The sequence below is a fragment of the Burkholderia sp. Ac-20379 genome, from assembly GCF_017104645.1.
Classification (GTDB): domain Bacteria; phylum Pseudomonadota; class Gammaproteobacteria; order Burkholderiales; family Burkholderiaceae; genus Burkholderia.
The window spans coordinates 1-1,259 of the sequence record NZ_JAAGPF010000681.1 but is presented as its reverse complement, the minus strand read 5'-3'; the positions used below and the strand labels follow the sequence as shown (position 1 = coordinate 1,259).

Genomic DNA, 1,259 nt, shown 5'->3' with positions numbered 1-1,259 from the left:
GACCTGCGGCCCGAAGCTGCGCGGCGCCTTCGACGACACGCGCCCGGCGATCTCGGCCAGCGATTGCGAGGCCAGCGATTCGCGCATCTTCTTGTCCGCCTGCTGCATGACCGAATGGATCGCGCATACGCCGCTCGTCGCCCAGGCCGGCTTGGCGCCCTCGAACACGGCGCAGCGGTCGCGAATCTCGCGGCATTCGAACAGCGCCTTGTCGCCGTCGATCGCGCTGACCACGTCGAGCACGGAGATCTGCTCGGCCGGCCGCGCCAGCGCGAAGCCGCCCTTCGCGCCTTCGGTGGCGATCACGAGCCCGGCCTTGTGCAGCTTGGTGAACAGCTTGGCGAGAAAATCCACCGGCACGCCCTGCAGCTCCGCGAGATCGCGCACACTGGCCTCGCGCATGCCCGGGGCCGGTTCGATCAGATAAAGCAGGCAATGCAGCCCGTATTCGACTCCTGTACTGATATGCGCCATGTTCACTCCGACTTTCCGAATCGGAGTTAGGGTAGCGTGGTTCACGGTGCCGCGCAATCGGCGCCGTGCGCGTCGCCCGGCTCGCGACGGCCCGGATGACAGGTTCGTGTAAGTCTTGCCGGGCGGGCGTTGCCGGCCTGGCCTCGGCGCGTCCGCGTTCGCCGGCGAAAGATTGTTAAAGTTCTTGGCATGGCGTCCGCCGGCCCGCAAGCCCCCCTACAATCACGACGCGTCGCCTGCAATCGTGCCGGCGATGCCGGGCCCCGCTCCGATCAGGCGGGATGCGCGGCACCGTTGCCTGCGCATCGAACCGGATTCCCGCAACCGCGCGCCTTGCCGTGCCGGGCGGCGCAATCCGCAAGACAACAGACCGAGAGAATCACATGGGTGTCCGGGGCGCGTCAGAGCCATTGCATGCTGTTTGCCGAGAGCGGGTTCGCCGGGAGCGGGCCGTTGGCCGGCCCCGATCCCGTCGCGCCTGATTCGCCGCCGCCCGCATGTCAGATCCCGTCCCGCCTTTCCTCGTCTTCGCCGCCTCGATCGGTATCGTCGCGCTGGTGCTGCACGCCTCGTTGTGGCGTGCCCGGCTGCCCGGCGTGCGCGAATGGACCGCCTGCGCGGCGCTGATCAGCGTCTCGGTGCTGCTGCCGTTGCCGCACCGGCAGGTGGCCGCGCCGATGGCGCTGGTGCTGGCCGGGCTGGCCGGCGCCGCGTCGCTGGCGTGTTTCCAGGCAGGCTGCCAGCGGCTGGCCGGCGTGCAGCCGAACCGGCCGGTGTTGGCCGGA

Annotated in this window: 2 protein-coding genes; one reads left to right on the top strand and one right to left on the bottom strand. The window is 69.6% G+C overall.

The features are described 5' to 3' along the window. Positions 1-474: Rrf2 family transcriptional regulator (locus tag G3N92_RS33905; RefSeq protein WP_206131852.1), on the bottom strand; the 474-nt coding region annotated here is incomplete at its 3' end. A 497-nt stretch (positions 475-971) separates the two neighbouring features. Between G3N92_RS33905 and G3N92_RS33900 the strand changes: the two genes are divergently transcribed. Further along, a partial coding sequence (locus G3N92_RS33900) for a hypothetical protein (protein WP_206131851.1) occupies positions 972-1,259 on the top strand: 288 nt, incomplete at its 3' end.